This window comes from Colwellia sp. TT2012, from assembly GCF_001440345.1.
GTDB lineage: Bacteria > Pseudomonadota > Gammaproteobacteria > Enterobacterales > Alteromonadaceae > Colwellia.
Window position 1 is genome coordinate 1 of record NZ_LJYX01000131.1, and the last position, 815, is coordinate 815.

Here is an 815-nt window from a genome sequence, read left to right on the forward strand (position 1 = left end):
CTGGGCGATGGGCAACCATCCGGTGTATCTCTGGACGCTGCCGATGTTCCACTGCAACGGCTGGTGCTACCCATGGACGATTACCGCGCTGGCCGGCGTCCATGTGTTCCTGCGCCGCGTCGACCCGCAGAAGATTCTCGGGCTGATTCGCGAGCATCAGGTCACTCACCTGTGTGGCGCGCCGATCGTGCTCAATGCGCTGGTCAACATGCCCGCTTCGGCCAAAGCCGCCATCGACCACCCCGTGCACGCCATGGTCGCCGGCGCCGCGCCGCCGGCCAAGGTGATCGGCGCAGTCGAGGAAATGGGCATCAAGGTGACGCATGTCTACGGCCTGACCGAAGTCTATGGGCCGGTCACCATCTGCGCCTGGCATGCCGAATGGGACGAACGCCCTCTGGAGGAGCGCGCGGAAATCAAGGCACGCCAGGGCGTGCGCTACCCGACCCTGGAAGGGCTGATGGTGGCCGATCCCAAAACCCTGGAGCCGACCCCGCGCGACGGCCAGACCATCGGCGAGATCTTCATGCGCGGCAACACGGTGATGAAGGGTTATCTGAAGAACCCCAGTGCAACGGCCGAAGCGTTCGAAGGTGGCTGGTTCCATACCGGCGACCTGGCCGTCTGCCACCCGGACGGCTACGTGGAGATCAAGGATCGGCTCAAGGACATCATCATTTCCGGCGGGGAGAACATTTCCACCATCGAACTCGAAGGTGTGCTGTACCGCCATCCTGCCGTGCTGGAAGCTGCCGTGGTGGCTCGACCGGATGAGAAATGGGGCGAAACCCCCTGCGCCTTCATCAACCTCAAGG

Annotated in this window: 1 protein-coding gene; it reads left to right on the top strand. The window is 63.7% G+C overall.

What is annotated here, in order from left to right:
• Window positions 1–815 (top strand): AMP-binding protein (locus tag ASU03_RS20330; protein WP_157465992.1); only part of this gene is annotated, 815 nt, incomplete at both ends.